Source organism: Streptomyces sp. 1331.2 (genome assembly GCF_900199205.1).
Classification (GTDB): Bacteria; Actinomycetota; Actinomycetes; order Streptomycetales; family Streptomycetaceae; genus Kitasatospora.
The window spans coordinates 95,471-120,418 of record NZ_OBMJ01000003.1; the positions used below are offsets into that span (position 1 = coordinate 95,471).

The 24,948-nt window shown below is 72.4% G+C and carries 29 protein-coding genes; 14 read left to right on the forward strand and 15 right to left on the reverse strand.

Going from position 1 to position 24,948, the window contains the following annotated elements:
- The first annotated feature begins 118 nt into the window (after nt 1–118).
- Both CRP52_RS35545 and CRP52_RS35550 read left to right on the forward strand, forming a co-directional pair.
- Nucleotides 119–397 carry a hypothetical protein gene (locus CRP52_RS35545; RefSeq protein WP_143685920.1) on the forward strand — a complete coding sequence of 93 codons (279 nt, stop codon included), beginning with the start codon at nt 119–121 and terminating at the stop codon, nt 395–397.
- Nucleotides 390–650 (forward strand): hypothetical protein, encoded by a 261-nt coding sequence (locus tag CRP52_RS35550; protein ID WP_097240976.1) that lies wholly within the window; start codon nt 390–392, stop codon nt 648–650. Before CRP52_RS35545 ends, CRP52_RS35550 begins: the two co-directional genes overlap by 8 nt.
- Before the next feature lie 44 nt (nt 651–694).
- Here the strand turns inward: CRP52_RS35550 and CRP52_RS35555 are convergent, their stop codons facing one another.
- Complete coding sequence (locus CRP52_RS35555) at nt 695–1,504, reverse strand: helix-turn-helix domain-containing protein (RefSeq protein WP_097240977.1); 810 nt, start codon at nt 1,502–1,504, stop codon at nt 695–697.
- Nucleotides 1,505–1,647: 143 nt separating this feature from the next.
- Here CRP52_RS35555 and CRP52_RS35560 point away from each other — a divergent pair, with 143 nt between their 5' ends.
- From CRP52_RS35560 to CRP52_RS35570, 3 genes are all read left to right on the forward strand, one after another.
- The gene (locus CRP52_RS35560; RefSeq protein WP_179853151.1) at nt 1,648–2,463 is read left to right on the forward strand and encodes a phytanoyl-CoA dioxygenase family protein; all 816 of its coding nucleotides are present in this window, start codon (nt 1,648–1,650) and stop codon (nt 2,461–2,463) included.
- Nucleotides 2,460–2,780, forward strand: coding sequence for a hypothetical protein (locus CRP52_RS35565; RefSeq protein ID WP_097240978.1), 321 nt, complete (start codon nt 2,460–2,462; stop codon nt 2,778–2,780). The genes CRP52_RS35560 and CRP52_RS35565 overlap by 4 nt, the downstream gene beginning before the upstream one ends.
- Before the next feature lie 109 nt (nt 2,781–2,889).
- Nucleotides 2,890–3,156, forward strand: coding sequence for a hypothetical protein (locus CRP52_RS35570; protein WP_097240979.1), 267 nt, complete (start codon nt 2,890–2,892; stop codon nt 3,154–3,156).
- An 82-nt stretch (nt 3,157–3,238) separates the two neighbouring features.
- Here CRP52_RS35570 and CRP52_RS35575 read toward each other — a convergent pair whose 3' ends face one another.
- Both CRP52_RS35575 and CRP52_RS35580 read right to left on the reverse strand, forming a co-directional pair.
- Nucleotides 3,239–3,529 (reverse strand): hypothetical protein, encoded by a 291-nt coding sequence (locus CRP52_RS35575; protein ID WP_097240980.1) that lies wholly within the window; start codon nt 3,527–3,529, stop codon nt 3,239–3,241.
- 97 nt (nt 3,530–3,626) lie between these two features.
- A complete protein-coding gene (locus tag CRP52_RS35580) occupies nt 3,627–4,343 on the reverse strand; it encodes an SDR family NAD(P)-dependent oxidoreductase (RefSeq protein WP_097240981.1) in 717 nt (238 codons plus the stop codon).
- 64 nt (nt 4,344–4,407) lie between these two features.
- On the opposite strand from CRP52_RS35580, the gene CRP52_RS35585 reads away from it, so the two are divergent.
- A complete protein-coding gene (locus tag CRP52_RS35585; RefSeq protein ID WP_097240982.1) occupies nt 4,408–4,950 on the forward strand; it encodes a MarR family winged helix-turn-helix transcriptional regulator in 543 nt (180 codons plus the stop codon).
- 50 nt (nt 4,951–5,000) lie between these two features.
- Here CRP52_RS35585 and CRP52_RS35590 read toward each other — a convergent pair whose 3' ends face one another.
- From CRP52_RS35590 to CRP52_RS35600, 3 genes are all read right to left on the reverse strand, one after another.
- Nucleotides 5,001–5,642, reverse strand: coding sequence for a DedA family protein (locus CRP52_RS35590; RefSeq protein WP_097240983.1), 642 nt, complete (start codon nt 5,640–5,642; stop codon nt 5,001–5,003).
- Between the two features lie 156 nt (nt 5,643–5,798).
- Nucleotides 5,799–6,596: a class I SAM-dependent methyltransferase gene (locus CRP52_RS35595; RefSeq protein WP_097240984.1), complete on the reverse strand. Its 798-nt coding sequence runs from the start codon at nt 6,594–6,596 to the stop codon at nt 5,799–5,801.
- A gap of 385 nt (nt 6,597–6,981) precedes the next feature.
- A complete protein-coding gene (locus CRP52_RS35600; protein ID WP_257033222.1) occupies nt 6,982–7,365 on the reverse strand; it encodes a peptidoglycan-binding domain-containing protein in 384 nt (127 codons plus the stop codon).
- 220 nt (nt 7,366–7,585) lie between these two features.
- On the opposite strand from CRP52_RS35600, the gene CRP52_RS35605 reads away from it, so the two are divergent.
- Nucleotides 7,586–8,611, forward strand: a complete 1,026-nt coding sequence (locus tag CRP52_RS35605) for an ArsR/SmtB family transcription factor (protein WP_097240985.1) — start codon at nt 7,586–7,588, stop codon at nt 8,609–8,611.
- Nucleotides 8,612–8,733: 122 nt separating this feature from the next.
- Entirely contained in the window at nt 8,734–9,168 is a 435-nt protein-coding gene (locus tag CRP52_RS35610) for a hypothetical protein (RefSeq protein WP_097240986.1), read from the forward strand.
- A gap of 25 nt (nt 9,169–9,193) precedes the next feature.
- Here CRP52_RS35610 and CRP52_RS35615 read toward each other — a convergent pair whose 3' ends face one another.
- Nucleotides 9,194–9,385 (reverse strand): S26 family signal peptidase, encoded by a 192-nt coding sequence (locus CRP52_RS35615; RefSeq protein WP_097240987.1) that lies wholly within the window; start codon nt 9,383–9,385, stop codon nt 9,194–9,196.
- 169 nt (nt 9,386–9,554) lie between these two features.
- On the opposite strand from CRP52_RS35615, the gene CRP52_RS40215 reads away from it, so the two are divergent.
- Both CRP52_RS40215 and CRP52_RS40990 read left to right on the forward strand, forming a co-directional pair.
- Nucleotides 9,555–9,686 carry a hypothetical protein gene (locus tag CRP52_RS40215; protein WP_257033223.1) on the forward strand — a complete coding sequence of 44 codons (132 nt, stop codon included), beginning with the start codon at nt 9,555–9,557 and terminating at the stop codon, nt 9,684–9,686.
- Between the two features lie 10 nt (nt 9,687–9,696).
- Complete coding sequence (locus CRP52_RS40990) at nt 9,697–12,168, forward strand: bifunctional serine/threonine protein kinase/MFS transporter (RefSeq protein ID WP_097240988.1); 2,472 nt, start codon at nt 9,697–9,699, stop codon at nt 12,166–12,168.
- Nucleotides 12,169–12,392: 224 nt separating this feature from the next.
- Here the strand turns inward: CRP52_RS40990 and CRP52_RS35625 are convergent, their stop codons facing one another.
- From CRP52_RS35625 to CRP52_RS35640, 4 genes are all read right to left on the reverse strand, one after another.
- The gene (locus CRP52_RS35625) at nt 12,393–13,301 is read right to left on the reverse strand and encodes a DUF1906 domain-containing protein (RefSeq protein WP_097240989.1); all 909 of its coding nucleotides are present in this window, start codon (nt 13,299–13,301) and stop codon (nt 12,393–12,395) included.
- Nucleotides 13,302–13,424: 123 nt separating this feature from the next.
- Nucleotides 13,425–14,996, reverse strand: a complete 1,572-nt coding sequence (locus CRP52_RS35630; RefSeq protein ID WP_097240990.1) for a sodium:solute symporter — start codon at nt 14,994–14,996, stop codon at nt 13,425–13,427.
- Between the two features lie 244 nt (nt 14,997–15,240).
- Nucleotides 15,241–16,113 carry an alpha/beta fold hydrolase gene (locus tag CRP52_RS35635; RefSeq protein ID WP_097240991.1) on the reverse strand — a complete coding sequence of 291 codons (873 nt, stop codon included), beginning with the start codon at nt 16,111–16,113 and terminating at the stop codon, nt 15,241–15,243.
- Nucleotides 16,114–16,362: 249 nt separating this feature from the next.
- Entirely contained in the window at nt 16,363–17,325 is a 963-nt protein-coding gene (locus tag CRP52_RS35640; protein WP_257033247.1) for an alpha/beta hydrolase, read from the reverse strand.
- A gap of 198 nt (nt 17,326–17,523) precedes the next feature.
- Here CRP52_RS35640 and CRP52_RS35645 point away from each other — a divergent pair, with 198 nt between their 5' ends.
- Complete coding sequence (locus CRP52_RS35645) at nt 17,524–18,105, forward strand: TetR/AcrR family transcriptional regulator (protein ID WP_097240993.1); 582 nt, start codon at nt 17,524–17,526, stop codon at nt 18,103–18,105.
- 92 nt (nt 18,106–18,197) lie between these two features.
- Entirely contained in the window at nt 18,198–19,448 is a 1,251-nt protein-coding gene (locus CRP52_RS35650) for an MFS transporter (RefSeq protein ID WP_257033224.1), read from the forward strand.
- A gap of 63 nt (nt 19,449–19,511) precedes the next feature.
- On the opposite strand, the gene CRP52_RS35655 is transcribed toward CRP52_RS35650, so the two are convergent.
- A complete protein-coding gene (locus CRP52_RS35655; RefSeq protein ID WP_143685921.1) occupies nt 19,512–20,378 on the reverse strand; it encodes an LppU/SCO3897 family protein in 867 nt (288 codons plus the stop codon).
- A gap of 121 nt (nt 20,379–20,499) precedes the next feature.
- On the opposite strand from CRP52_RS35655, the gene CRP52_RS35660 reads away from it, so the two are divergent.
- Nucleotides 20,500–20,928 (forward strand): SRPBCC family protein, encoded by a 429-nt coding sequence (locus CRP52_RS35660; protein ID WP_097240995.1) that lies wholly within the window; start codon nt 20,500–20,502, stop codon nt 20,926–20,928.
- Nucleotides 20,929–20,977: 49 nt separating this feature from the next.
- Here the strand turns inward: CRP52_RS35660 and CRP52_RS35665 are convergent, their stop codons facing one another.
- Nucleotides 20,978–21,745: a S1 family peptidase gene (locus CRP52_RS35665; RefSeq protein ID WP_097240996.1), complete on the reverse strand. Its 768-nt coding sequence runs from the start codon at nt 21,743–21,745 to the stop codon at nt 20,978–20,980.
- 273 nt (nt 21,746–22,018) lie between these two features.
- Between CRP52_RS35665 and CRP52_RS35670 the strand changes: the two genes are divergently transcribed.
- Nucleotides 22,019–23,074, forward strand: coding sequence for a hypothetical protein (locus CRP52_RS35670; protein ID WP_097240997.1), 1,056 nt, complete (start codon nt 22,019–22,021; stop codon nt 23,072–23,074).
- 63 nt (nt 23,075–23,137) lie between these two features.
- Here the strand turns inward: CRP52_RS35670 and CRP52_RS37875 are convergent, their stop codons facing one another.
- Complete coding sequence (locus tag CRP52_RS37875) at nt 23,138–23,938, reverse strand: hypothetical protein (protein WP_143685922.1); 801 nt, start codon at nt 23,936–23,938, stop codon at nt 23,138–23,140.
- Nucleotides 23,939–24,005: 67 nt separating this feature from the next.
- The gene (locus CRP52_RS35680) at nt 24,006–24,704 is read right to left on the reverse strand and encodes an SDR family oxidoreductase (protein WP_097240999.1); all 699 of its coding nucleotides are present in this window, start codon (nt 24,702–24,704) and stop codon (nt 24,006–24,008) included.
- Between the last annotated feature and the right edge of the window lie 244 nt (nt 24,705–24,948).

Here is a 24,948-nt window from a genome sequence, read left to right on the forward strand (position 1 = left end):
CCGCCCCCGAGATGCTGCGTCGAGGATGGGAGCCGTTCCCTCACGGGTGCGGCAGCCGGTACGGTCGTCACGTCAGTAGCGCGGCGGTCAGGCCGCAGCCGAGCGAGGGAGGGGACGGATGAGCGCCCAGCCTGTCCACCACGCGTCGAGCGGGCCCCGGGTGCCCGTCAGTATCGACGGCATCGCGCAGGCACTGCCCAGCCCGGCCGACCGCATGGCCTTCTACCGCGAGATCGGCCCCCTGGAGGACCCGGTCGAGCGGGAAGCCGCGATCACCTCCTGGTGGACGAAGGCGATGGCGGCCGCGTACGGGCCCGACCGAGCCGGATTCCGAGCCGCCGTCTCCGCCCGGCTCGCCGACACCCGCCGCCCCCTGCCGGGAGCCACAGGTGAGTGACTGGCGCACCTACCTGCAGGACCAGCCGTCGAAGGCCTTGCAGGAGATCGGCGAGCGCGACCCCGCGCTCTTCGCCCAGGTCACGAACGCACTGACCCGGCTCGACGGGAGCTCGGGCGAGCCGGTGGACGAGTGGGGCGACCTGCGCAACGTCGTACTGGCCCCGGGGGTCACCGGCGAGCTCTTCGTCCACCCGGACGCCGACCCGCCCAGCGTCGACGTCCTGCGGATCGTGTGGCTGTCCCTTTCCTGACCGCCGCTGGAGTGCCCACCCCGGTTGCTCTGAGGCCCTGAGGCCTACGGCAACCGTGTCGCCTGGAGCACGGCGTGGCGGTTCAGGCCGTGGCGAATGGCGCGCGGGGAGGCTCCGAGGTCGCGGCGGCACGCCTTGTTGAAGGCCTGGAGGTCGGGCATGCCGACCGACGCCGCGATGGCGGGGATGGACAAGGTGGTGGCCTGCAGGAAGTGGCGGGCCCGCTCCATCCGCCGGGCGCGGAGGTAGCCGACGACAGTGCTCCCGGTGGCGGCACGGAAGAGCCTGGTCAGGTGGTTGTGCGAGACACCCGCCGCCTTCGCGATCTCCGCCACGCTCAGCGGCTCGGCCAAGCGCGCCTCGATCATCGCCAAGGCGGCCGCGACCGCCGGATGGGGCGCGGTGGTGCCGGCCGTGCGCGGCGGGGCCAGGTGGGCCACCCGCCACAGCGCGGCCCAGACCTCGGCCGTCGCCCGCGCCGGCGAGCTCGGCCAGGCCGACAGCGCGCTGTTCAACTGCGCGCCGAGCGGCACGAGTTCGGTTCCGGCGTCCTGGATCACCGGGATCCGGATCGGTGGGCCGGCCGATCCGAGTCGCAGGTGCACGTAGAGGTGCTCGGAGCGACCCCGGTAGCGGTAGCGCACCGTGGTGCCGGGCGGGATGAGGCTGACCCGGCCCGGGCGGATCGCGTGCGCGGTGCCGTTCACCGTCAGGTCGGCCTCGTAGCCGTAGAGATGCAGCTGCCACAGGTTCGGCAGCGAGAACACGTCCGTACGACTGGCGCAGCCGTGCACCCCGATGCCGACGGCCGCCACGCCGGGAGGCCCGTCGAGATGGGCGAGTGCTGTGTCCATGCCCGGGTTCTACCACCCCGGGCTCCGCGTACCCCCTGTCCCGGCCGTGGCCTCCGGCGAGGCGGCACATGGTGAAAATTGACCAGTGGATGGCGAACCGGGCCCACTCGCGGGGCGGTCCCGCGGCCCTAGCGTCTGTCGCCATGGACACCAAACGGATTCTGCTCGACTCGGTCCGGATGGCCCGCTTCGTGGCCCGCGGATCTCTTCGGCTGGACGCGGTCGTGCCTGCGGACCTGAACGCCGAGGCGTTGGCGGTGCTGGCGCAGGGGGTGCCGCCGGTCCCGTACGGGACGCCACTGTCGCAGGCCTACGCGCCGGACTCCTTCACCGCCAGGCTGCTGGCGCTCCCGCAGGTCGACGGCGCGTTGCGCAGCCTGGTCGGCCCCGGGCCGCTCGTGGACCACCACGCCGTCCATGTGCGCGAGCCCCGCGGCGGGGAGGCGCAGCCGTTGCACGCGGACGCCATCATCGACGTCCGGCCGGACGCTTTCGACGTCCAACTGATGTACTACCCGCAGGCGGTGACGCTGGAGATGGGCGGCACCCTCAGCGTCCCCGGCAGCCACCTGCGCCGGATCAACGAGTCGGACACCGGCCGTTACCAGAACCTTCGTGGCCAGGACCGACTGGTCTGTCCGGCCGGGACGGTGGTGTTCGTACACCACGGCCTCTGGCACGGCGGTCGCCGCAACGACAGCGACACGACCCGCTACATGTACAAGATCCGCTTCAATCCGACCGTCCGCCAGCGACTCCTGTGGGACACCTCGGACCTGCACGATCCGCGCGTGCGCTCCGAACTGGACGTCGTGTTCCCCTGGTACGAAGCCGCCACCGGGCGTCTGGAGCGCTACAACCGCACCCTGCTGTGGCGCGAACTGACCGGCGACCCCGGCTTCGACCTCGACCACTGGGTGACCAGGGTCTCCAACCGGCCCCAGGAGGCAACGGCATGACGGTCGACTCGCCCGGGGCCACGGTCCCCGCTCCCGTGCTCCGCCAGCAGGTGCTCGTGCTGTACCTGCTCACCTCCGCGCTGGACTCGGAGGTGGTCGGCTGGTCGCGGTACGACGGCACCGGCCGCACCTCTCCGACCACGGGAGACAGCGCGGAGCCGCCCTACGGCACCGGACTCGACGCCCTCAGGGACGGCTGGCGGCTGATCCAGGCCGCCCAGCTCGTCCCGCCGTACCCGGGCCACGAGTACGACGTCTCCTTCCTCAAGCACGAGTTCTTCTTCGAGCGGATCGAGACGCTGCAATCCGGCCCGTGAAGGGTTCCGGGGCCGCTCCGGGCTCACGGGGGTGTCGGTCCTGCCGGGTAGCATCCGGCCGTGCTCGGCCGCCTGGCCGAGCGCGGTGGCGAACAGCGGGGGAAGTCGGGTGTCGGATTCGATCTGGTCGGTGCTGGCGGAGAGCGAGCGTGACCAGTGGGAGCACACCGTGCTCCAGGACCGTGGCCTGGACGAGGAGATTCGCTTCTCCCAGGAGGGGACGTACAGCTACGGGGAGATCGGTCTCCTGTTGCGCGTCCAGCGCGCCGACGACATCCTGCTCACCCGGCCGGTCTTCGCCGCCCCGGCGTGGGTCGAGCGCCTGGGCGACACCTCGGAAGGCCCGCTTCCCGCCCGGGAGTGGCACAGCAACTGATCGGTGCGCGGTCGGCAGCGTCGTCAGGCGGGTCAACCTGCCATGCAGGACGGGTAGTTCTTCGTCGGCGTGATCCAGCCCCTCAGTCCGCCTCGCCCTGGCGCCGCTGCTCGCGCTCCTCGAACCGGCGCTCCAGGTCCTCGTGCCAGCGGGCCGCGTTGCTGCCGTCCAGCTGACCGGCGAACGCCCGGTAGGCGGCCGGCACCAGGGCCCCGCGGTCCGCGGGCTCCGCCGAGGCGATCGCCCACAGCGCCTCCGAGGTGTCGTTGTCCAGCCCGGTGCAGGAACGCACTCCCCCGCCCGCGACCACTCGCTCCAGTTCCGCGTGGAAGCTCTGCCGCAACTCCTGCTCGGTCGGCCACCTGTGGCGCATCCCGGTCCCCCGTCGTCGTCGAGCTCGAACTCCCCGTCCTACGGCAACGACTCGGTGGCCCGGGCCCTTGGTTCCACGCACCGGCCCGGAACAGGCGCTACCGCGTGGTGAAGGCGCCTCCGTTGACGTGGATGGTCTGGCCGGTGACGTGCCGGGCACCTGGGGAGGCGAGGAAACAGGCGGTCTCGGCGATGTCGTCGACGGTGCCCGGTCGTTTGTTGTGCGTCTCCTCCACCAGCGCGCGGTGGCGTTCGTCGCTCAGTTGGCCGCGGAAGAAGTTGGTGCCTGCGATGTAACCCGCGGAGATGACGTTGCAGGTCACACCTTGGGGAGCGAGCTCGGCGGACAGCGAGGCGTTCCATGCGGCCAGAGCGGCCTTGGCCGCGCCGTAGGAGCCGCCGCGGCGCTCGGCGCCGATCGATCCGATGCTGATGACGGAACTGCCGCCGGTGAGCCTGTTCTGGACTGCGGCCGTGGTCAGCACCGCGGTGAGCAGGTTCTGCGCCAGGTTGGCCTGCCACTGGGCGAGCAGCGCGTCCAGGGATGCTCCGTCGCCTGATGCCGTCTCGGGTAGGCCGCCGGCGGCGTTGACCAGGACGTCCAGCTCCCCGAGGCGGGCGGCGAGCGATGCGACCTGCCCCGGGTCGGTCGCGTCACAGACGACCCCGTGCACCCCCAGTTCCTTGGCGGTCAGCTCGACGGTGTCGGTGTGACGGCCGGTGATGAACACCTGTGCCCGGTCGCCGGCGAACCTTTGGGCGATGGCACGGCCGATGCCGCTGGTTCCTCCGGTGACGACCACCGTGCGGGTCATGGTTCCTCCTGTCCGCTGCTACGTTTAGACCTAAACATAGCCGAGGCTGACAAGGAATCACATCGTGGCCGACGCCGCTGCAGCAGAGGACCCGGCACCCGCCCATTCCGCCACCGAGATCGCCGCGGCCTGGCGACGGGAGCGGCCGGGCACTCCGACCGAGTCGATCGAGATCGTCACCCCCATCTGGTGGCTGGCCAAGCTCTTCACCGACGACCGCAGCCGGGCTCTGCGGGACGCGGGGATCGACGCGGCCACCCTCGACCTGCTCTCCGTCATCCGCCGCTCAGGCCCGCCCTACGCCCTCAGCACCCGCGAGCTCGCCCGGCGGACGCTGGTCACCGCCGGCGCGATCTCGCAACGCGTCGCCCGGGCCGAACGCGACGGCCTCGTCGAACGGGCATCGGCGGGCACCGGCCGTCGAACCGTCCTGGTGAAACTCACGACCGAAGGCCATGCGCTCATCGAGCGCTCCGTCGACACCGTGCTCGGTCGGGAAGCCACGCTCGTCAGTTGCCTGTCGGACGACGAACGCATCACGCTCATCGCGGTCCTGGACAAGCTGATGGCCGATGTCCGACGACGCACGACCCGCGAGGAGGGCTGAGCCTTCGAAGGCCGCACCACCGTCCGTGCAGCCGGTCGGGGCGGCCTCTTTCAGGGCTTCCGTCGGCTGTCGTCGTCCGCCGGCTCGCGGCCGCGCGAGCGGTGCCGACGCAGGAACCAGACCAGCAGGGCGACGGCGACGATCGCGGCGATCGTGATGGCGGCGAGGCGGCCGACCGTGCCCTCCACCCTGGTGTAGGCGGCTCCGGCGAAGTAGCCGAGCAGGGTGAAGCCGACGCCCCAGGCGATCCCGCCGAGGGCGTTGTAGAGCAGGAACCGGCGGTACGGCATGCGGGACATCCCGGCCAGCGAGGGCACCAGCGGGCGGAGGAAGGCGATGAAACGGCCGACGAAGACGGCCACCGGCCCGCGCCGGCCGATCAGGTCCTGCGCCCTGCCGACCTGCTTGGCGTGGCGCTGCAGCGGACGGGTGCGGAGGATCGCCGGACCGAGGTGCCGGCCGATCTCGTAACCGGCGGAGTCGCCGAGGATGGCCGCGCAGACCACCACCAGGACCATCCAGCCGAGGGAGGCCCTGCCCTGGTGGGCGAGGAAGCCCCCGAGGACGGCGGCGGACTCGCCGGGGATGAAGAAGCTGAAGAACAGGGCGTCCTCGGTGAAGACCATGCCGCCGACGACCGCGTACACGACCGGGCCGGACAGGCCGCGCAACCAGTCGGTGATCGAGTGCATCGGCCACACCTCGCCGGCGATCGGGCCCCTTTCCGCCCCAATGTAACGCTTGTGCCCAGGTCAGCCTCGTCGGGCGGGGAAGGGGCCCGGGCGGGAAAGGGGCCGCCGAGTGCCGGCGGGGTGCCGGCGGGGTGCCGGACGGAGACGCCGGGGCCGTCAGCGGGTGACGGTCACCACCAGCGCGCTGAGTGCGCCCTCGACCGGGCCGGTGCCGAAACGGGTGGCGATCGCCGCCGCGGCCGTCCGGATCGCCTCGTCCAGGGTGTGCGTGCCCCGGGCCTCGATCTCGTCGCGCAGCGGGGTGCCGCCGCACAGGGCCGTCGCCACGTCCTCGGGCGAGTCGGCGCGGCTCCGCGCGGCGAGGGTCTCGATCCGCGGGGCGCTCGTGAAGCCGCCGTCCGCCACATCCCGCGCGATCGCGGCGGGGTCGTGGTAGCCGTACGGAACACGGCTCAGGAAGTCGGGCGGGTCCCCGGGGAAAAGCCCGCCGACCGCCGCCTCGGCCATCGCGGGGAAGTCGTTCGCCGCGATGTCGTCCCACACGCTGAGCAGCAGCACCCCGCCGGGCCGCAGCACCCGCAGGGCCTCGCCGAAGGCGCGCGGACGGTCGGGGAAGAACATGTACCCGAACTGGCAGACCACCGCGTCGCAGGAGCCGTCCGGGAAGGGCAGCGCCATGGCGTCCGCCTCGACCCAGCGCACCGGCCGGGCGAGCGGCACGGCCCGCGCGCGGTCGAGCATCGCGCCGCTGAGGTCGGTCGCGGTGACCGAGGCGTCCTGCGCCAGGACGGCGGCCAGCTCGCGGGTGAGCGCGCCGGTGCCGGCGGCGGTCTCGATCACGTCCCGGGGGCGGCGCAGCGCCAGGCGCCGGGCCAGCTCCTCGGCGTAGGGGCGGAAGAGCAGCGGGACGAGGTACCGCTCGTAGACGTCGGGGACCGCACCCTCGAAGGACATGCCGTCGTCCCTCCCCTCGCATCGGGGCATCCGGCGGGGACTCCTGGGCCCCGCCGCCGGGCCCGTAGTCGGACCCGGATGGTGCGAGTGTGGCACGCCCGCGCGCACCCGGCCTGTCGGTCCGCTGCTCTGCCCGCACGGCGCTCCTCGGCAGGCGGCCTCGTCCGGGCCGGTGCGGGACCGGTCCGGGACCGGTTTCGATCGCGGGCCGCTGACCTGCTAGTCTTCATCCCGTCGCGAGGGAAATGATTCCTCGTCAGGCGTCAGCGGTGCTACCAGAGCACGTCCTACTTTCAGTAGGAAGAGTCCGTGCAACCCGGGCCTGGCGCTCCACACCGGGCGAGGCCCGGCACCCACCCGGGTGCCGGGCCTCGCTCGTTTTCACTCAGAAGTGCGACGGCACGTACGTGTAGCAGTAGTTCCAGCCGCCGTAGTACTGGTCGCCGTCGAGCAGCAGGTCGCCTCCGGTGTCCCTGCCGACGATGCCGTCCTGCGTCCTTCCGTCGATGCCCTGGTACCACCGGACCCAGCTCTTGGTGTTGGGGCCCCACACGCCGTCCTCCGCGAGCGGGCGCCCCTTGCCGTGACCGGCGGCCACGTCGTTGACCAGGTGCTGCACGCACCAGACGCCGTGGCTGTTGTTGCCGTAGCCGTCCCCGATGTACCCCGCGCTCGGGGATGCCTGCGCCGGCCCGGCGCACACCCCCGCACCCAGCAGCCCCGTGACCATCAGCACGGCCGCGCGCTTGCCGATACGGTCCAGCCTCATGCCAGTTCCTCCATCGCAGTGTTCGGACAGGTGCCTCGGCGGTGACGAGCGGACACCACCGCCTGATTGCCGCCGCCCGTCGCCCACGGTGCTTGTCCTGATCGCCCGTGTCCCGGCGTCGTCGGCGTTGCCATACTCGTGAGAACCGTGCGCGACCAGCCATCCGTTCGGCCCAGGCCGAACGACGCGGCCGTCGGACATCACCGAGAAGGAGCCTGCAGTGCTGCGATTACACTTCTCCGCCGACGACCTCCTCCGGGTCGCATTCGTCCCCGCTCCCGCGCCGATGATGGAACTCGCGCTGGCGGTGGCCCAGTTGCAGCGACCGCCCCGGCCCTGCGATGCGGGTCGGTGGCAGCAGGCCGCACGCCGGGCCTTCCCCGTGGCAGGGCGGCCCCTGCTGGACCTGGTGCCTGCCTCCGGCGCAGGGCCGATGTTCCTCGACCCGGTCAGCCCCGACTTCGGCTCCGGCCTCGACCTGGTCCTGCACACACCGGCCGCCACCATACGAACCGACCTGGACCACGTGTGTCCCGCATCCCGCCCGGTCACGCCCTTCACCCGCGCCCTGGTGGGCCGCGACAGTGCGGGCCTGCACCTGCTCGAATCCGCCCTGCGCACGACGTGGACGGCTCTGCTCGCCCACCAGTGGCCGCGGATCGAGGCCGCTCACGACGCGGAGCTCGCCTGGCGCACACGCATCCTGGCCCATCAGGGCCTTCACACCGCCCTCGCCGGCCTCGTACCCGGCGGCCACTGGGAAAGCAGTTCGACACTGGCGTACGACCGACCCGGCGACGTCGACGTCCGGCTGACCGGCCACGGGCTGCGGGTACTGCCGTCGGTCCTCTGGAAGGGCCGTCCGATCATCGCCCACCACACTGACGCACCCAGCGTCCTGATCTACCCGACGGCGGCGGCACCCCTGCGATTCACCGGGGAGGACGAGCCCGACGACCCGTTGGGGACGCTGCTCGGCAGCACGCGCGCCGCAGTCCTGCACCTGCTGACCGCCCACCGCACCACCACGGAGATCGCCCGCGCGCTCGACATCAGCAAGGCATCCGCTTCCGAACACGCCAGAGCACTACGGCACGCACGCCTGATCACCTCCCGCAGGGCGGGCAAGGCGGTGTTCCACACCTGCAGCAGCCTGGGGCTGCAACTGCTCACCTCCACCGACCCCCCACCCGCACCCCCGCGCGGCGCGAGGTTCGACAGACGACCGCAGGACAGCACGCCCTGAGACCCCGCCCGGTGCCCCACCACGACGGACGCCGCGTCCGCCCTCCGCCCCCGGGGGCAGACAGGCCTCGTGGTACCACCCCGGTCGCGGGCCTTCCGGCCTGACCTGCGAGGATCTGCGCCATGACGACCGAAACACGCCGCTCCGCGGGAACCAGAACCCTCTCCGACACCCTGCTCTCGGTGCTCGGCATCCGGCGGCTGAGCACCGAGAAGGACCTGGCCGATCTCCGCGCCGGTACCACCCTGCAGGTGTTCTGCTCCAGCCCGACGCTGGGCACGGTCAAGATGCTGTCGGTCGGCAAGGGACGCACCGTTCCGCACGCGGCGGCCGGCCTCCTGTACCTCGCGGCCGAGACGGTGACCTGGCGCAACCGGCGCACCGGCGAGACCGTCGCCCTCCGCGGCCCGTTCCACCTGTCGCCGTCGGAGCAGCGGACGCCGCACCCGAAGATGGCCCGCTTCGACCTGTCGGCGAGCGGCGAGCAGCACGTGATCGTGATTCCCAAGGCCGACGTCGCCCTGGTCACGCAGGTGCTGGAGGGGTCGGACCGGTAGCACGGCACCCTCTCCTCTCCTCGCCTCACACCTGCCGCACCACTCGCCCCCGGATTCCTGACGGCGGCAGGTATCCGTGGTGGCGCGAGTCGATGCCGGCCGCGGTGTTGCCGCCGAGTGCGAGGAAGTAGCCGCGCGGAACCACGGTCCCCCGGCACCGGCCGAGGAGCGGGGCGGCCACCGGCTCGCCGGGGACGGCCGCAACCCGCTTGATCATCCAGGGAGTTGCGGCCGCAGGTCGGTCCCGTCCAAGAGCACGTCGGGGCCGCACAGACTGATGAAGTCGGCTGCCGGCCGGCCGGATCCATAGTGCTGAACCGCGGTTTGACCGTGGACAACTGCACTATCTTCTGATCAAGGCACTTTCACCTACGGGGGATCACCGCATGGGCAAGGACGAGATCGAGCACATCCGGACCGAGCGGCCGACTCCGAGGTCCGCGCGGGCGCACGTCCTGCCCAATCTCGACCTCTTCGTGAAGCTGTGTCACCATCTGAGCCCCAACGTGAAGGACTGATCCCTCCGCCGTGGAACAGCTGACGGGGCAGGACCCCACACACATCGGCCCCTACCGTCTGATCGCCCGCCTGGGTGAGGGCGGAATGGGCCTGGTCTATCTCGGCCGGTCCGACCTCGGCCGGACGGTCGCCGTGAAGACCGTGCAGGCCGAACACGCCCACCACCCCGAATTCCGCAGGCGGTTCACCCGCGAGGTCGCCGCCGCCAGGCTGGTGGGCGGGGACTGGACGGCCGCCGTCCTGGACGCCGACACCGAGGCGGCCGTGCCCTGGGTCGCCACCCAGTACATCCCCGGTCCCGACCTGACCACCGTGGTCGGCAAGGGCTACGGGCCGCTGCCCGAGCACTCGGTGCGCACCCTCGCCAACCGCCTGGCCCTCGCCCTGCAGGCCGTGCACCAGGCGGGGCTGATCCACCGCGACCTCAAGCCGTCCAACGTCCTCGTCACCGTGGACGGGCCGCGCGTCATCGACTTCGGCATCGCCCGGGCGCTCGAAAGCATAGGCGGGGACAGCCTGCTCACCCGCACCGGCATGCTGATCGGATCGCCTGGCTTCATGTCCCCCGAGCAGGTCCGGGGCCGTGAACTCACCGCTGCCAGCGACGTGTTCTGCCTGGGCGCGGTTCTCGTCTACGCCGCCACCGGCCGCCTCCTGTTCGGCGCCACGGACACCGGCCTCAACGCCCACCTCTTCCGGATCGCCGAGGAGGAGGCGGACCTCACCGGCGTACCGGACTCGCTCGTCGATCTCGTCCGCGCGTGCCTGGCCAAGGACCCGGCGGCGCGGCCCACGCCCGCCCAGGTGGTCGAGCGCACGCAGCCGGACCGAGTCGGGGAGTGGCTGCCGGGGCCGGTGCTGGCCCACATCGGGCGCAAGGCGGCGGAACTGCTGGACTTCACCCCGCAGAACCGGGGCCCGCAGCCGTCTCCGCACGGGCACACCGCCCCCGCTCCCGCCCCCGCCCCCGCCCCCGCCCCCGCCCCCGGCCAGGAGACCTCGTATCCCCTGGCCCCGCCCGCGTACGGCCCGCCCGCGTACGCGCCCACCGACCCGGCGCACGCCGGGCCCCCGCCGGGATACGGACCGCCGGCACCGCCGCCGGGCCCGAACCTGCGGCGCGGGTGGGCACTGGCGATGGCGACGATCGCACAGCTGGCCGTGGCCCTCGCCACGTCGACCTCGACCGTGCTGCTGTACGACGTCATGCGCGATCTGGACGCGGACAGCTCGTCCGCGCAGTGGATGGACACCGGCCACTTCCTGGCCTTCGGTGCGCTGCTGTTCCTCGGCGGACACCTGGCGGACCTCATCGGCCGCAAGACGACGCTGCTCATCGGCCTGACAGGGTTCACCCTGACCACCGCGGTCCAGGTGTGGTCCACCGAGCCCGACACCATGCTCTGGGCCTACACCGCCCAGGGCGTCTTCGCGGCCCTGAGCACCCCGGCCTCGTTCGCGCTGGTCGCCGTCCACTTCACCGGGTCGAGGGCCCGTACGAAGGCCTTCGGGCTCTACTCGCTGGCGGCCCTGGGCGGTTCCGTGCTCGGCCTGTTCCTCGCCGTGCCGCTCGCCCAGTACACGACGTGGCGCATGTCCCTTTACGTCATCATCCTGCTGGCCCTCATCGCCCTCGCCGGCACGGCCGCCCTGGTCCGTGACCTGCCCGACCGCACGCCGGCCGGATTCGACGCGCTGGGCGCGCTGCTGAGCACGCTGGGGGTCGCCGCCGTCGTCTTCGCCCTCGACCGGTCGCCGGCGCTCGGCTGGGACACTCCGCTGCCGCCCCTGTGCCTGGCCGGCGGTGTCGTCCTGATGGCCGCCTTCTTCCGGCGGCAGGGCAGGACACCGGGCGCCGCGATCCTGCCGGCGTACGGGACCGGGGCCCTCGGGCGCCGCGGCGCACTGATCGCCCTGTGCCTCAGCGGGTTCGCCCTGGAGTCGGCGGTGCCCTCGCTGGCCGAGTTCCTGTGGTCCGTCGGGCCCGGACCGGGGCTGGTGGCGTTCGCGGTCACGGCCGGCTCATTCCTCACCGGCTCCCTGCTCCTCGCCGCCCCGCTGCTGCCCCGCGTCGCGTTCCGCGCTCTGCTGGTACCGGGGTTGGGGCTCGCGGCGGTCGGTGTCCTGCTCATCGGCACGGGCCCGGAATCCCCCGCCGGGGCCTGGTCCGGCCTGATCTGCCTCGGCGTCGGACTGGGCACGGCCGCCACCCTGCTCTATTCGGCGATCACCGAAGGCATCGTCGCGCACGACTGCGGCGGCCGGGCCGCCCTCGCCGTCACGGGCCAGGAGCTGGGCGGTTCGGCCTCCGCCGCCCTGCTCGGCGGGACGGTCGGGCTGGAATCCGGCGGACACACTCCCGTGGCCCTGTACCTGTCGGCCGCGGCCCTGCTGATCGCGGCGCTGGTCGGGGGGCTGATGGTCAAGGGCCCGGAAAGCGCCCTGACCGCCCCGGCTCCGCGCGACCACCTGCGGAGGTAGCCCGAGCTCGGCCGCCGAGGCGGCCGTCCGCCGGCCCTCGGCCCTCGGCCGCGAGATCCACCCGCGACCGCAGCACACCGCAAGGGGCTCCGGACCCGGTCCGGAGCCCCTGCCCGGTGCGGTGCCCGCGGCAGTGCCACCTCCCAGCTCCTCCCGTCCACCCGGTACGGGCCCATGTCCCGCCCCCGTTCCCGTTCCCGGTCGGCCTGCCGGTTCGTCCGGGGTCAGTAACCGCCTGCGACCGGGCCGTCCAGCTGGTCGCGGTCGACGTTGAGCGTCACCCCGCCGTACGTCTCGTCGGCGCTGCCCCGGTACTGGTGGATGCGCTGGTGGCCGGTCCACAGGTCGTCGGGCAGCCCGGCCTGGCCGGTGGTGGTGGGCCTTCCGTCCCAGCGGGCGTACCAGATCGCGTCGGGCACCGGGGACCGCCCGGCCCGGACGGCGGCGACGAGGTCCGCGATGCCGGAGTTCATGCTGGAGTAGAAGCCCGACCGGTACCCGGCCTCGTGCAGGGCCGTGGTCCAGCCGGCGGTGAAGTCGACCACCGCCCGGCTGCACACCGCGTCGCCCACCGGATACCCCTCCATGTCGAGGTACACCGGGCTGCCCGGCCCCAGGCCCAGCGTCCGCAGTGCCTGCGCCGCCTCCTGCGCCTCCTCCTCGCCCTGCGCCTCGGCGCGTGCTGGGTCGATCCGCAGTGGTTTGTCCGGGCGGTCGGCGCAGGGTGCCTGGAGTCCGACGTGGGTGGGCACCAGCTTCCACCCCATCGAGCGGGCCTCGGCGACCCACTCCGGCGTCAGCCGGTCCTGCGAGCAGTGGCGCTGGCCTCCGCTGCTGTAGATGTTCACTGCCCCGTAGGGCGAGGCGGTGCGCCAGGCGGACAGGGCTTCCAGCGGCGGCGCCGAGCAGGCGTCGAATCCGGCCCCGGTGAACCGGTACTCCGGCAGCGGCGCGGCGAGGGGCCGGGGAACGGGCGCGGGCTGGGTGACGGGTACGGAACTGGCAACGGGCTGGGTGACGGGAACGGGCCGGCGGGCCCGCTCCGGTGCGACGGGGGCGGTGCCGTGGGCGGTGCCGGGGAGCATGACGAGCAGGGCCGCTGCGGGGAGCGCGGCGAGGGAGGGTAGACGCATTCCCCCGTTCTAGCCGTCGTCGGGGCCGTCTCCGCGTCACGGTGCCGTCGTGGCGCGCCCGTTCATCCGCATTCGCGACACCGCCGGCTCCGAACGTCGGGCACGCTGTCGAACGAGCCGGCGTCACTCCTGGGCGGCGGCCGCCTCGGGGAGGCCGGCCTCGGGGGTGGGCCGTGCGTCGTCCGCCGGGGTGCGCGAGGTGTCGGGGGCGCGGTGGAGGAGGCTGAGCAGGCCGCCGACGGCGAGGGTGACCAGCACGCCGACCGGGACCAGCCACTGCGCCGCGATGGCGGTGGGAACGGTCCCGGCGGCCGTGGTGACGTCGATCTTCACCTCGCGCACGAGGTAGGTCATCACGGCGACGGTGGCCAGGAAGGCGAGGACGGAGTCGGCCTCGTTGGCGCGCCGTACGAGGCGGCCGAGCAGGAAGGCGCCGAGCAGTGCGCCGTAGGTGTAGCCGGCGATGGTCAGGCCGGTGAGGTAGACGTTGCCGGTGCTGGTGCTGAAGGCGCAGGCGAAGACGGCCATCAGTGCGGCCCACGCCAGCGTCATCACGCGGGCGAGCCTGAGCAGGAACTCCTCGGAGGGGGTCCGGCGGAAGAAGCTGTGGATGATGTCGGCGACCGTCGAGTTCGACATCGAGTTCAGGGCCGAGGACAGCGAGCCCATGGCGGCGCCGAGGATGCCGGCGACGAGCAGGCCGGAGACCACCACGGGCAGCCCGTGCAGGATGAAGTCGGGGTAGAGGTTGTCGGAACTGCCCAAGCCGAGGGCCTTGAAGCTCTTGCCCTCGTTGTAGGCCCACAGCAGGGCGCCGACGAGGGAGAAGGCGGCGAACTGGAGGGTGACGAACACGCCGGAGGCGATCATCGCCTTCTGGCCGTCGCGCAGGGTCCGGGTCGCGAGGATGCGCTGGACGATGAGCTGGTCGGAGCCGTGGCTGGCCATGGCGAAGATCGCGCCGCCGACGATCGCGGTCGGCAGGGCGAACGGGCTGGTGAGGATGTGGTCGAGGCCGAAGTCGGTGTCGAAGAGCCTGAACCGGCCGGCGTCCAGGGCGCGCGCGTAGCCGTCGGCGCCGACGTGGCCGGACAGCACCGCGACGGCGAGGAGGGCGCCGCCGAGGTACAGGCCCATCTGGATGGCGTCGGTCCAGATGACGGCCTTGATCCCGCCGAGGTAGGTGTAGACGACCGTGATCAGCGTGAGCACGATGATGATGGCGCGGTAGCCGGTGTGCACGCCGAACTCTCCGAGCAGCAGTTTGATCGGGATCGCCGAGGCGAACAGGCGCACGCCCTCGGCCAGCAGCCGGGTGACGACGAAGGTCACCGAGGCGAGCCCCTGGAGCCTGGGGCCGAACCGGCTGCCCAGGTACTGGTAGGCGCTGACGAAGCCTCCGCGCTTGTACAGGGGGATCAGCGCGGAGGCCACGACGGTGCGGCCGATGACGTAGCCCAGGGCGAGTTCGACGTTGCCGAAGCCCTGCCCGCCGTAGGCGCCGCCGGGCACGCTGATGACGGTCAGCACGCTGGTCTCGGTGGCCACGACGGAGAACGAGACGGTCCACCACGGCAGGTGGCCCTCGCCGACGAAGTAGTCCTTCGACGTCCTCTGACGGCCTGCCAGCCGCAGCCCGATCACGGCGATGGCGACCAGGTAGACGACGACTACGAGAAGGTCGAGTTGGCGCACGCTCACTCCCAAGCGACAGCCGGCGGGGGTGTCCGCCTGTCCCAGGGTAGAAGCATGCTGCCGCGCCTGCCGGGCTTGTCCGGCGAACCTCCGGGGACGGGTCGGTCCGTCCGGGTCCGTCCGTCCCGCTGTCCCGCCGTGCCGCTGACGGCCGGGCTCGCACCCCGCACCGCCCCGTCGCCCCGGATCGCGGTCACGCTCCTCCGGGGCGACGGGGCGGAGGGTCCTCAGGCGAGGAAGACCCTCAGGCGAGGAAGGCGAGGATGCGCTTGGTCACCTCCTCGGGGGCCTCGACGAAGGGGAAGTGACCCACGCCAGGGAGCAGGACGCTGTCCGAGCCGGCGGGCAGCAGCCGGAGCAGGTCCGCCATCGCTTCCTCGTCCATCACCGGGTCCTCGCTGCCGTGGAGGTAGAGGGTCGGCTGGGCGGGGAGTTCGGCGAGCAGCGGGCCCATTTCCCACTGGTCGGTGCCGAAGGTCGCGGCCGGGAAGTTCTGGCGGTAGAGGCCGAGGCCGAGGCTCAGGTTCTCGGGGGCGCGCAGGGCGTTCTTGCCGGCCTCGCGGTAGGCGGTGGTGTCGAGCTCCGGGTTGGCGAAGCCGCTCCAGTGCTGCCACAGCCAGTCGATGTAGGCGAAGTCGTCGACCGGCACGATCTGGTCGGCGATGCCCATCTGGAAGAAGTAGAAGTGGCTGTTCTTGTGGATCTGCACCGGGTCGGCGGCCTTGCGCTCGTAGAAACGCAGCGGCGGTACGTCCGCCACCACGACCTTCGACCAGCGCTCGGGCGCGTGCACCGACGCGCCCCAGGTGGTGAACCCGCCCCAGTCGTGGCCGATCAGGACGGCGTCGGCGCCGCCGCCCAGGGCCTCGTGCAGGGCGTTGGCGTCGGCGATCAGGTCGGCCAGGCGCATGCTGCCGTCGGACGGGACCGCGGAGGGCGCGAAGCCGCGCATGTACGGGGCCACCGCCCGGTACCCGGCGGCGGCCAGAGCCGGCATCAGGTCGCGAAAGATGTCCGGGGTCTCCGGAAATCCGTGCAGCAGCAGGGCCAGCGGGCCCTCGCCCTGCTCCACGTAGGCGAAGTCGATGCCGTTCGCGGTGATGTGCTTGATGTCCACGGTTCCTCGTTCCCTCTTGCGGTGTTCGGTCCCGCCCTGCGCCGAAGGCAGACGGGTGGCAGGTTCGGTCGTCGCTTCGCCCCAGGACTGGACCTGACTGGAACGAACGCTCTAGTGGGGTAAACCTAGCACGGACTAGAACGAACGATCTATCTAGTCCGGAGGGCAGTCGACGGCGGATGCCGTGGCTCCGCCGTCGGACGTGCTCGTCGGGCGCGCTCGCCGTTCGTGCTCGTCGGGCGCGCTCGGTCAGAGGCTGCCGGGCCCACCAGGCCCGCCCGGCCGGTCGAGGGCATCGCGGAGGAACGTGGTGATCTCCGCCGCTGCCGCCTCGGCCTGAGGCACCACCGCCGGCATGCTCAGGAAGGCGTGCGTGGTCTCCGGGAACTCGGCCAGCCGCGCGGGCGTCCCGGCGGCACGCAGGCGCTCGGCGTAGCGGCGGCCGTGGTCGGCCAGCGGGTCATGGGTCGGCACCACCACCAACGCCGGTGCCAGGCCGGCGAGTTGGTCGGCGTGCAGCGGGGACAGCGCACGGGGGTCGTCCCCCGAGGGGACGGCGAGCCGCTGCAGCAGCCGCAGTTGGGGCACGGTCAGGGTCGGACTCTGGGCGTACTCGGCGACCGAGGGGTGGTCGAACATCGCCCCGGTGACGTCGGCAAGGGGGTTGACCAGCACCTGGGCCCGCAGCGGCAGGCCGGCCTGCCGGGCGCGGACGGCGGTCAGGGCGGTGATCAGGGCGCCGCAGCTCTCGCCGAAGACGGCGATGCGTGTCGGGTCGATGCCCCGATGGGCGGCGTGCCGCACCAGGTGGTCGAGCGCGTCCCAGCCGTCGTCGACGGCGGCCGACAGTGGCGTGTCGGGGGCGAGCAGGCGGTGCTCGACCGAGACGACGAGGGCCGGCAGCCGGGCGGCGAGACGGCTGGTGATCCAGTCGCACTGCACCGCCGTGCCCACGAATCCGCCGCCGTGGACGTGGAGTACAAGGGGCAGGGGCTCTGTCCAGTCAGCTCGTTCGGCGCGGTCGGCGCGGTCGGCGCCGCGCTCGCGGACCGGCCGGTGGACACGCACCGGCAGGCGGCGGCCGGGCAGCGCCAGCTCCTGCCAGTCGACCGCGGCACCGGGGTCCGGCATCCCGGTGATCGCCCGCATCGCCGGCGACGCCCGCCTGTGGTTCTCCGCCTCGCGATAGGCGGCCAGTTCCTCGGCCGTCATCGCCTCCCAGTCCCGTTCGCCCCCCAGTGCCTGCTGCCGTAACCCGCCTCCGCTCGCCGACGGCTGCCGCGTACCGCCGGTCCCGTTCATACCTTCTCCTCCCCGCATGCCTTCTTCTCCCCGTATGGTGGCGCCACCTCAGGTTTCGCTACCTCAGGTATCGATACCTAAGGTAGCGGAACTCGCTAGGGTGAGGGAATGACTCGAACGCCTTCACCCGCCCGGCCGCCCGGACGCCCGCGCAGCGGCATCGACGCCGAGGTCTTCACCGCCACGCTGAGGACGGTTCAGGAACTCGGCTACGCGCGCGCCACGGTCGAGCGCATCGCCGCCGCGGCCGGCATCGCGAAGACGACGATCTACCGCCGCTGGCCGTCGAAGGGCGCGCTGATCGTGGACTGCCTCCTCGACGCCTTCGGCCCGGCACCGCTCAGGGAGGGCGCCGACCGGGCCGAGCTCATGACCGCGACCATCCGCTGGATCGCGGCGAAGATCGGCGAACCCGGGGTGGGCGACGCGTTCGCGGGCGTGTTCAGCGACGCCGTCAGCGACCCGGCCCTGCGCGAGATCCTCTCCACCCGGCTGCAGGACCCCTACCGCCTCGCCCTCCAGGACGCGCTCGACGAGCCGGAGAACAGGGTCCTGTTCTTCATCGACGCCGTCGTCGGCATCCTGCTCCACCGGATGGGCATGACCGGCGAACCGATGGTCGACGCCGATGTCGACGCCCTGGTCGCGATGGTGCTGCCGCACTTCGCACGGAGCGACCGCCCGGCCTGACGACAGCGTCCGCCCCGCCTGCTGATCACTGATCACTGATCACTGATCACTGACGATCCACAATTCACGACTCACGAGAAGCTGGAGGCGCCGTGCCGCGCTCCGAACCGCTGCCGCGTACCGTCCGTCTGCTGTTACTCGCCCGGGTCGTCAACCGGCTCGGGGCCTTCTCGCTGCCCTTCCTCACCGCGCTGATCAGCACCGACCACGCCGCGAGCCTGACCACCGCCGGCCTGGTCAGCGCCGCCTTCGGGCTCGCCACGATCCCCTCGCGGCTGGCCGGCGGCCACCTGGCCGACCGGATCGGCCGGCGCACGACCATCGTCCTCGGACTCTGCGGCTGCGCCGTCGCACAGCTGGCGATCGCGGCCTCCGCCTCGCTCACCTGGGCGGTCGCCGGGGCGGTGCTGCTCGGGCTGGCCTTCGAACTCTACGAGCCCCCGAGCCAGGCGATCATCGGCGAGTCCGTGCCCGAGCAGCACCGGGTGCGCGCGTTCAGCCTGTTCAGCGCCGCGCTCGCGGCCGGCGGCATGGGCGCCGGGCTGCTCGCCGCCCTGCTCGGCCGCTGGGACCTGCGCTGGCTCTTCGTCACCGACGCCGCCACCTGCCTGGCCTGCGCGCTGCTGATCCGCCTCGCCCTGCCCCGCGACCGCCCGGCACCGCCCGCAGCGGACGACCAGGGCGGCGACACCGCCGTACGGCCGCTGCGCGACCGGGCCCTGCTGGGCGTTCTGGCCACCGGAACCGCCTACGCCCTGATCAACCAACAGACCGTGATCGCCCTGCCGCTCGCCCTCGCCCGGCAGGGCCTGCCCGCCGCCGACGCCGGCCTGCTGTTCACCGCCGCGGCAGCGACCACCGTGCTCGCCCAGCCGCTGGTCCGGCTGCCCTGGACGACCCGGCTCACCACGCCGGTCGCACTCGCTCTCGCCCACCTGCTCCTGGCCGCAGGGCTGTCCGGCTACGCCCTCACCCGCAGCCTGCCGGCGCTGCTCGCATCGGCCGCCGTGATGAGCCTCGGCGACCTGCTGATCATGGGCCGTGTCTACGCGCGCGTCACCGACCTCGCGCCACCGGGCGGAAGCGGCCGCTACCTGGCCGTCTTCGGCACCAGCTGGGGCGTCGCCGCGACACTGGCGCCCCTCCTCGGCACCCAGCTGCTCGCCCACGCGGGGACGACCGCGCTGTGGTCCGTCATGGCCGCATCCTGCCTGCTGCTCGCCGCACTGCATCTCCGCTGCACACCGGAGTCGGCCCGGCCGCCGCGACGTCGCGCCCCAGGGCGGCGCGGGTCGGCCACGCCGGTGGCCCCGCCGGTGGCCGCGCCCGACCTGCGGTCGTGAACGACCGCGAAAGCCGTCGGCGCAGAACCGGCGTGACGTCGACCGCCGCGGGCAGGTGTCCCGCTACGGGACGAGGCTCGTGCCCGGCTTCTGCTTCAGGCCCTGCAGGCAGAGGGTGTACTTGTCGCTGCCCCGCTTGTAGGTGAAGTAGCCGTCGGCGTCGGGGAACCTCCGGCACGCGTTCTCGCCGTCGCTGGTGTCCTCCTCGCGGCCCACGACGCGGGCCTCGGCCCTCGGGTCGGAGCAGGGGACCACGGTGACGTCGGGGTTCTTGTCGACGGCACCGGGCAGGACGATCGGGTTGCTGTTGTGGATGCAGTCGCCGGTCTTGGCGAACTCGGGGTCGTCCTTCTCGACGAGGACGATCAGGGAGATCAGGATCACCGGGATGAGCACGCCGATGATCGTGGGCCTCAGGTAGACCGGCTTGCCGGGGTCCATCGGCGGGCGGGGCGCGCCGGGCAGCGGCTCCGACAGCTTGTTGACCTTCAGGCGCTGCGGGATGTTGAGCAGCATGACGATCGGGTTGACGATCATCGAGGGGATGCCCCACCAGCCCTGCCAGAGGCTGTCGGAGGTCATCTCGCGGTGCGTGGCGATGCCGCAGCTGCGGCAGAAAGGCCCCCGGCGCTTCAGGTACTTAAGGATCACGATGAGGCCCAGGTGCCCGCGGAAGGTCGCGTCCACGGCCGGGACGGAACCGCAGTGCCGGCAGGTGAGCTGCCCCTCGCCGTAGCCGGGCAGGCCCGGGGCCGCCGTGGCGTCGGCGGCGGGCTCGGTGGGAGCGGTGGGCTCGGCCGGCGTGGCGCTGTGGGGCAGCTCGGCGGACTGAGTGGAAATGGTGGTTCCCCCGTGACGATCAAGAGTTGATTTTTGCCTGGCGAAACCTATCGCCTGCCCGAACGTCAGGAGCAGCGATTTAAACCTCACTGGGCAGAAAGCTGCCGAACCGTGATCACCGAAGGTGTGTCGGTTGCCGCTGCCCGGCAGACGGCCCAGATTGGCAGGGACAGCGACAGCGCCTGCGCGTGGAAGGTGGAGAGGTCCGGCAATGAGCACGGTGGAGGAATCGATCGACGTGGACGTGCCCGTCCGCGTCGTCTACGACCAGTGGGCGACCTTCGAGGACTTCCCGAAGTTCATGGACGGCGTGGAGGAGGTCAGACAGCTGGACGACCGCCGTGCCCACTGGCGGACCAGGATCGCCGGGCTGTCCCGGGAGTTCGAGACCGAGGTCGTCGAACGGGTACCCGACGAGCGGGTCGCCTGGCGCACCACCGGCGAGAGCGTGAAGCACAGCGGCACGGTCGACTTCGAGCCGCTCGGCGCGGCCCGGACCCGGGTGCGGATGACCATGGTCTTCCAGCCCACGGGCCTGGCCGAGAAGGCCGCCGACAAGCTCGGCGTGCTCGGCGTCCAGGTTCGCGGCGACCTGCGCCGCTTCAAGCACTTCGTCGAGGGCCGCGCCGCCGGGGCCTGACCCGGGCCGGGCCGTGGGGCTGTTCCGCCTTCGCCCCTGTCCCGGCTGTCTAGGACAGCAGCTCCGCGGGGACGTCGGTGGCCCGCGTGAACACCGAGACCGGGTGCTGGGTGTCGCAGTACTTGTTGCCGGTGGAGACGACTCCGATCACGACACCGCCCACCACCAGTGGCCCACCCGAGTCCCCCTTGCAGACGCTGTCCGTCGTACCGGTCCGCGGCAGGCCGCAGACCTTGAGCTGCGGCGAGTCCTCGGGCAAGGTGTACGGGGCGCAGGAGGCCGGCGGAGCCAGCGTCAGCTGCGCCTGCTTGAGGTGCGTGCCGGGGCCGTCCGTGCCGGTGCGCCCGAACCCGAACAGCGTGGCCGTGCGGCCGTACCGGTACAGCGGCTCGTCCCCCTGCCGTGCCACCCGCACCGGCTTCTGCGGCAGTGGACGGTCCAGGGTCAGGACGGCGGAGTCGTGGGCCAGGCCGGAGGTGTAGCGCGGGTCGATGCGGTAGCCCTTCACCCGACGGACCTGGCCGCTGGAGCCGGTCAGGTCGGTCCGCCCGGCGATCACCCGCAGCGAGCCCGGGTCGTCCGCCTCGGCGACACAGTGGCCGGCGGTCAGCACCTTGGTCGGCGCGATCAGCGCGCCGGTGCACCACTGCTCGCCCGCGGCGGTCTCCAGGGCCACCACGAACGGGTGGGCCTTGGCCGTGGTGTCCGATCCGCCGTGGACGGCGGCGGCCGGGGCGGCCGCGGCCGCCACCAGCCCGACGGCGGCCAGCAGGACGGTGATCGGGCGGATCGGGCGTCGGTTCGGGGTGGTGCGCATGGAGAGGGCTTCCTTCCGGACGTCGGGTGACATGGGGTCGGGTCGTTCGGGCGGCGGGCCGTTCGGGAACGTCCGCCGTCGGACCACAGACTGTCCCGGGCTCCGTCCCGCCCGCCAGCTCCGCCTGGCGATCCGGGACGCTGGAACAGCGACATGCCCCCTGACCTGCGGATTCGTCGCCGTCTGGAACGGCGCAGCGGGACGAGGTGAGCGTGGAACGGTTGCGGACACCGACGCCCCCGGGTTGTCGGCGCGTCGCGAGAGGATGCCGGTATGACGATCACACCCAGCCTGGTGGCCACGTACCCGATCCCGGACCGGGACGGCGCCCGGACCCGCCTCGACCCCACCGGTCCCGTCCCCCGGCTGGAGGTCCGCAGCGCCGAGTCGCTGCGCATCTACGAGCTGGCGGAACAGGCCGAGCCGGCGGCCGAGTTCCCGGCACCGTCGCCCAACCGGTGGCTGAGGGAGTGGACGGCTCCCGACCTGTCGTTCGCCGTCTTCGGCACGGCGACGGACTACGTCGCGGTCGCCCGGGACGGCGCGACCCTGTGGAAGCAGCCGTACGGCACCTGGGACGTGGGCCGCTGGGGTTACCTCGACTTCTCGACAACCGCCGACCAGGAGCTCCGGATCTGGCTGCGGCTGCCCTCCGGACTGCCCGACAGCACCCTGATCCTCACCCTGGACGCCGAGGGGACGGTGCTGGCCCGCAGCGTGCTCCCGTGCGGCGGCTACGAACGGTTCGTCAGCCTGCTCTGGGACGAGAACGACGAGATCTCCGGCGTGAGCGTCTCCGGAGGGCGCTCGGCGGCCACCCACTACGAGGCGCGGTGGGAGTCCGGAGCCGTCGTCCTGGGCGGGCAGGTGCCACAGGACCGGGGCGGCCTGCGCCTGGACGAGCGCGACTACCTGGGCACGGACTCACGCAACGCCCGCTGCATGACCGTCGACCGCACGGGACGGGACGTCAGCTGGCACAGCCTCCCCACGTACCGGGTCACCGCCTCACTCGGCCTGGACGACTTCCCGGCCCCCGGCACCGGCGACTGCTCGGTGCACAACGCCCCGTACATCTCCTCGTCGAGCGGCTTCGTCGACGACGGGACGGCGATGGTGACGCTCCACAACCCGTACGACGAGGCCGCGGTGTACATGTTCGGCAGGGACGGCTGGCGGGAGCACAGCCACTGGCTCGCCGACCCCGCCACCGGCGCCCTGCACGGCCGGGTCGAGTACCCGATGGCCGAGGTCGAGACCGTGATGCTGATCGGCGACGGCACCTGGATCACCGAGGAATGGGACGCCCTCCACCGCTGGCGGCGCTGAGCCCGACCACACCGCCCTCGCGTCGACGCGAACGGACCTCGGCCCGAACCCCAGGCCGCTCCGTCAGGCGGGGACGTTCCTGATGACGGCCTCGGTCAGCGGCGAGAGCTGGTTCGACAGCTTGTCGAGGTCCGCGGTCCGGCCGTCGGACCACTGGCCCATGCCGAGGAGCATGCCGTGCCCGGAGGCCGCGAAGTCCTGCACCAGGCCGCTGCCGGGCGGCAGCTGGCGCAGGCCCGAGTCCTTCGGCGGGATGTGGACGGCAGCCTGGTAGGCCTCGGGGTGCGAGCCCAGGACGGTGATCAGGTGGGCGATGTCGCCCTGGTCCTTCATCGTGAACAGCGCCAGATTGTACTGGTTGCCGTCGGCGTCCTTGTACAGCACCAGGTCCACGCCGAGACAGCCGTGGCCCTGAGTGATCAACCCGGCGAGGGTCGGCGCCACGGTGTTCGGACCGGTGCAGGTCGGGTTCGTCGCCGCCGCCACCAGCGTGTACCCCTGCACCTGCGACGGGAAGACGGACAGCGGGATCGCCGAGGCCGGAGCGCCCGCTGCCGCCGACGGGTCATCGGACGGCGATGGTGCCACGGGCTGGGAGGGAGCGGCCGAGGTCGGCGCGGCAGACGCAGGTGCCGGCGCAGGCGCGGCGGCCGGCGCCGGGTCCGACGGCCGGAGCAGGTACGCCGCCGCGCCCCCTGCTACCAGCAGTGCAGCCATCGCGAGAAGCAGCAGCCGACGCCGCGAGCGCCGCCGCTCGGGCGGGCGCGCCGGCTCGGCGGCACCCGGCTGCTGTGCTGCGTTGCTCTTCTCGAACTCCCTGACGAACTCGACCCACTGGTCGCGACTGGATCCACCCGTGCTCACAACTCCCACACCTTAGTGATCACCGCCACCGCCGGGAACACCGGCCCTGCCGTTGCCGAGCGCGGCGTCAGCCGAGCTGGCCGGTCGGCCGCACGGTGAGGTGGTTGATGTCCACGCCCGCGGGCTGGTTGATGGCGAAGGCGATCGTGTCCGCGATCTGTTCGGGGGTCAGAGTCGGCGAGGCGTCGGGGGTGCCGCCGCGTTCGTTCCAGAACGGGGTGTCCACCACCCCGGGGGCGACGACGGTCACGCCGACGCCGTCCTTGCCGACCAGCAGCCGGGTGTTCTCGGCGAGCGCGTGCGCGGCCCACTTGGTGACCGAGTACAGGTTGCCGGGCGTGTTGCGCACCCCGGCGACCGAACCGATGATCACGATCCGCCCCTTGGACTCCCTGAGGTGCGGCAGGGTCTCCCGCACCAGCAGGGCCGGGCCCAGGACGTTGGTGAGGACCATGGCGCGCATGTCCTCGGGGGCGTGGCTCTCCAGGTTGCCGGGCAGTGAGAAGCCGGCGTTGGCGATGACGTTGTCCAGTCGGCCCCACACGTCCACCACGCGGCGCACGGCGGAGGCGACGTCGTGCTCGTCGCTGGTGTCGCCGGTGATCGTCAGCAGCCGCTCGCCCGCTCCGGCCGAAGCGGCGAAGGCGGCCAGCTTGTCCGCGTCACGTCCGGTGACGGCCACGTGGTGGCCCTGCTTGAGCAGGGCGCGGGCGGTGGCGGCGCCGATTCCGGTCGAGCCACCGGTGATCAGCGTGACGGGTTCCATGGGACGGCCTCCTGCGCGATGTGGTCATCGGGGCTCCCGCAGCGTCCCGGATGTCCGCGAACGCGAGGTGGCGTGTGAAGTCGACAGACTCCCCGCCGCCGGCCCCCCGAAACGCCTGCACTATACCCAGCGATCTTCCTGCCGAGCCGGTACACCCTCGCTGACTGAATTCGAGTGGTGGACGGGCGCGACGGAGCCGGGCCGGCAGCCGTGACCGACCGGCCGGCGATGAGGCGGCTGCCCG

Coding starts and splice junctions, on each gene's coding strand:
- CRP52_RS35600 (WP_257033222.1), bottom strand. CDS start 7,365: ATGAGGCTGGACCGTATCGGCAAGCGCGCGGCCGTGCTGATGGTCACG.
- CRP52_RS35545 (WP_143685920.1), top strand. CDS start 119: ATGAGCGCCCAGCCTGTCCACCACGCGTCGAGCGGGCCCCGGGTGCCC.
- CRP52_RS35565 (WP_097240978.1), top strand. CDS start 2,460: ATGACGGTCGACTCGCCCGGGGCCACGGTCCCCGCTCCCGTGCTCCGC.
- CRP52_RS35610 (WP_097240986.1), top strand. CDS start 8,734: ATGACGACCGAAACACGCCGCTCCGCGGGAACCAGAACCCTCTCCGAC.
- CRP52_RS35625 (WP_097240989.1), bottom strand. CDS start 13,301: ATGCGTCTACCCTCCCTCGCCGCGCTCCCCGCAGCGGCCCTGCTCGTC.
- CRP52_RS35645 (WP_097240993.1), top strand. CDS start 17,524: ATGACTCGAACGCCTTCACCCGCCCGGCCGCCCGGACGCCCGCGCAGC.
- CRP52_RS35560 (WP_179853151.1), top strand. CDS start 1,648: ATGGACACCAAACGGATTCTGCTCGACTCGGTCCGGATGGCCCGCTTC.
- CRP52_RS35615 (WP_097240987.1), bottom strand. CDS start 9,385: ATGATCAAGCGGGTTGCGGCCGTCCCCGGCGAGCCGGTGGCCGCCCCG.
- CRP52_RS35590 (WP_097240983.1), bottom strand. CDS start 5,642: ATGCACTCGATCACCGACTGGTTGCGCGGCCTGTCCGGCCCGGTCGTG.
- CRP52_RS40215 (WP_257033223.1), top strand. CDS start 9,555: ATGGGCAAGGACGAGATCGAGCACATCCGGACCGAGCGGCCGACTCCG.
- CRP52_RS35555 (WP_097240977.1), bottom strand. CDS start 1,504: ATGGACACAGCACTCGCCCATCTCGACGGGCCTCCCGGCGTGGCGGCC.
- CRP52_RS35595 (WP_097240984.1), bottom strand. CDS start 6,596: ATGTCCTTCGAGGGTGCGGTCCCCGACGTCTACGAGCGGTACCTCGTC.
- CRP52_RS35665 (WP_097240996.1), bottom strand. CDS start 21,745: ATGCGCACCACCCCGAACCGACGCCCGATCCGCCCGATCACCGTCCTG.
- CRP52_RS35670 (WP_097240997.1), top strand. CDS start 22,019: ATGACGATCACACCCAGCCTGGTGGCCACGTACCCGATCCCGGACCGG.
- CRP52_RS35575 (WP_097240980.1), bottom strand. CDS start 3,529: ATGCGCCACAGGTGGCCGACCGAGCAGGAGTTGCGGCAGAGCTTCCAC.
- CRP52_RS35660 (WP_097240995.1), top strand. CDS start 20,500: ATGAGCACGGTGGAGGAATCGATCGACGTGGACGTGCCCGTCCGCGTC.
- CRP52_RS35680 (WP_097240999.1), bottom strand. CDS start 24,704: ATGGAACCCGTCACGCTGATCACCGGTGGCTCGACCGGAATCGGCGCC.
- CRP52_RS35580 (WP_097240981.1), bottom strand. CDS start 4,343: ATGACCCGCACGGTGGTCGTCACCGGAGGAACCAGCGGCATCGGCCGT.
- CRP52_RS35640 (WP_257033247.1), bottom strand. CDS start 17,325: ATGACGGCCGAGGAACTGGCCGCCTATCGCGAGGCGGAGAACCACAGG.